General features: G+C 69.8%; 2 protein-coding genes. One reads left to right on the top strand and one right to left on the bottom strand.

The features are described from left to right. Nucleotides 1-174: 174 nt before the first annotated feature. On the bottom strand, nt 175-405 hold the full coding sequence (locus FNQ90_RS17730; RefSeq protein WP_143624595.1) for a DUF7455 domain-containing protein: 231 nt from the start codon (nt 403-405) through the stop codon (nt 175-177). Nucleotides 406-907: 502 nt separating this feature from the next. Here FNQ90_RS17730 and FNQ90_RS17725 point away from each other — a divergent pair. Next, entirely contained in the window at nt 908-3052 is a 2145-nt protein-coding gene (locus FNQ90_RS17725) for a DNA gyrase/topoisomerase IV subunit B (protein ID WP_182607281.1), read from the top strand. The last annotated feature ends 34 nt before the right edge of the window (nt 3053-3086 follow it).

Raw genomic sequence — 3086 nt, 5'->3', positions numbered from 1 at the left:
GGGCCGGGGCGGGGTTCGTGCCGCCGGTGGCTCCGTGGGCCGCGGTGGCCCCGGGAGACGCGGTCGCGTCCCCGGACACGGCGACACGGCCGCCCCCGGACGGGGGCGGCCGTGTTCGAAACTCCGACCGGGTGCCGGATCAGCTCGCCGTGCGGGCTCCGGGCCCGCCCGGGATCAGCGCTCGTCCTCGTTGGCGGTCGCCGGGGTCGTGGACAGCTTCTCGGTTTCGTCCTGGATGTCGGCGGCGACCTTCTTGAGCTCCGGAGCGAACTTACGGCCGTGGTGGGCGCAGAACAGGAGCTCGCCGCCGCTCACGAGCACGACGCGCAGGTACGCCTGGGCGCCGCAGCGGTCGCAGCGGTCAGCGGCGGTCAGCGGGGTCGCGGGGGTCAGAACAGTAGTCACGTCGCCTCTTCTCTAGCTCGACGAGCTGTCGTACCAGGGTCAACATCCAACCGGGCCGAAAACGTTCCCGCTCGCGGCTTTTTCTCGGAAATCCCTTCTCGACTTCCTCGATGGCCGGATGCTGCCCGTTGGCGGCGAATGGGCCGTAGTGCGGTGTGGTGCTCGCTGTGGTCGGGCTGTCGTCGCGGGTGGTGGATGGTCGGTTTCGCTGTGCGATGGTGTCCAGTCGGTTCTCCGGCATCGGCACCGTCGCGTCGTCCTCCCGGGTGGGGCGGTCGGCGTCGACGAAGCCCTTGTGGAGAAGGACGTGCCCGGAGCCTAATTGGTTCATGCCTCGAAAGGAACGCGATGTGTCCCTCACCTCTTCCCGGATTCGAACACCTGACCGCATCCGGGTAGGGTGAAAGGACGTCGGGGTGCCCGGTCACCCGCATCGTTGGGCCTCGGTACCCTCTGAGCGGCGAACCCGCCACCCAGCAGAATTCAGCGAGGAGCGAACTGCGTGACCGCCGATACGTCCGTGCCGTCCACCGCGCTGCTCACCGGTGCCGACACCGGGGGCAACTACACCGCGCGGCACCTGTTGGTCCTCGAGGGCCTGGAGGCCGTCCGCAAGCGCCCCGGCATGTACATCGGCTCCACGGACAGCCGTGGCCTGATGCACTGCCTCTGGGAGATCATCGACAACTCCGTGGACGAGGCCCTCGGCGGCCACTGCGATCACATCGAGGTGATCCTCCACGCGGACGGCTCGGTGGAGGTGCGTGACAACGGCCGTGGCATCCCGGTGGACGTGGAGCCGCGCACCGGCCTGTCCGGCGTGGAGGTCGTGATGACCAAGCTCCACGCCGGCGGGAAGTTCGGCGGCGGCTCCTACGCGGCCTCCGGCGGCCTGCACGGGGTCGGCGCCTCCGTGGTCAACGCCCTCTCCGCCCGGCTGGACGTCGAGGTGGACCGCGACGGGCGCACGCACTCCATCGGCTTCCGGCGCGGCACCCCCGGCGCCTTCTCGGGCGAGGGCCCCGACGCACCGTTCGAGCCCGGTGGCGGCCTGGTCAAGGGCAAGCGGGTGACCAAGGGACGCACCGGCACCCGGGTGCGTTACTGGGCCGACCGGCAGATCTTCCTCAAGGACGCCGAACTCTCCCCGGAGACCCTGTACGCCCGCGCCCGTCAGACGGCCTTCCTGGTTCCCGGCCTGACCATCGTCGTCCGCGACGAGCGGGCCCTCGGGCGGGCGGGCGCCGACGGGGAGGTCGACGACGCCAAGGGCACCACCGAGATCTTCCACTACGACGGAGGCATCGGGGAGTTCTGCGAGTTCCTGGCCCCCGACCGGCCGATCTGCGACGTGCTGCGCCTGCGGGGGGAGGGCACCTTCAAGGAGACCGTTCCGGTTCTGGACGACCGCGGCCACATGATCCCGACCGAGGTCAAGCGGGAGCTGCGGGTCGATGTCGCGCTGCGCTGGGGCACCGGCTACGACACCACGGTCAAGTCCTTCGTCAACATCATCGCCACCCCCAAGGGGGGCACCCACGTCGCCGGATTCGAACGCGCGATCACCCGCACCGTCAACGAGGTGCTGCGTTCGGCCAAGCTGCTGCGCGTCGCCGAGGACGACGTCGTCAAGGACGACGCCCTGGAGGGCCTCACCGCCGTGGTGACCGTCCGGCTGGCCGAGCCCCAGTTCGAGGGGCAGACCAAGGAGGTGCTGGGCACCTCCGCGGCCACCCGGATCGTCGGCCAGGTGGTGGCCAAGGAGCTCAAGGCGTTCCTGACCTCGACCAAGCGGGACGACAAGCAGCAGGCCCGGGCGGTGCTGGAGAAGGCCGTCGCCGCCGCCCGCACCCGCATCGCCGCCCGTCAGCACAAGGAGGCCCAGCGCCGCAAGACGGCGCTGGAGTCCTCATCGCTGCCCGCCAAACTGGCCGACTGCCGCAGCGACGACGTGGACCGCAGCGAGTTGTTCATCGTCGAGGGGGACAGCGCCCTGGGTACCGCCAAACTCGCCCGCAACAGTGAGTTCCAGGCGTTGCTGCCGATCCGGGGCAAGATCCTCAACGTCCAGAAGTCCTCGGTGTCGGACATGCTCAAGAACGCCGAGTGCAGCGCCATCATCCAGGTCATAGGAGCCGGCTCCGGGCGTACCTTCGACATCGATCAGGCGCGCTACGGCAAGGTGATCTTCCTCGCGGACGCGGACGTGGACGGCGCCCACATCCGCTGCCTGTTGCTGACCCTCTTCCAGCGCTACATGCGTCCGATGGTCGAGCAGGGCCGGGTCTTCTCCGCGGTGCCACCACTGCACCGCATCGAGCTGATCAACCCCCGGCGCGGCCGGGAGAAGTACCGGTACACCTACTCCGACGCCGAGTTGCGGGAGACCCTGCGGGAGCTCACCGATCGGGGCATCCGCTTCAAGGAGTCGATCCAGCGCTACAAGGGGCTGGGCGAGATGGACGCCGACCAACTCGCGGAGACGACCATGGATCCGCGCCACCGCACGCTGCGCCGGATCAACATCCAGGACCTCGAGGCGGCCGAGGCGGCCTTCGCCCTGCTGATGGGGAACGACGTGGCACCGCGCCGGGAATTCATCGCCTCCTCCGCCGCCGTCATGGACCGCTCCCGCATCGACACCTGAGGGGCCCCGGGGGCGCCGCGGCGCGGGTGGGGGA

It is taken from the genome of Streptomyces alkaliphilus (assembly GCF_014141535.1).
GTDB lineage: Bacteria > Actinomycetota > Actinomycetes > Streptomycetales > Streptomycetaceae > Streptomyces > Streptomyces alkaliphilus.
This window is presented reverse-complemented; position numbering and strand designations above follow the sequence as displayed.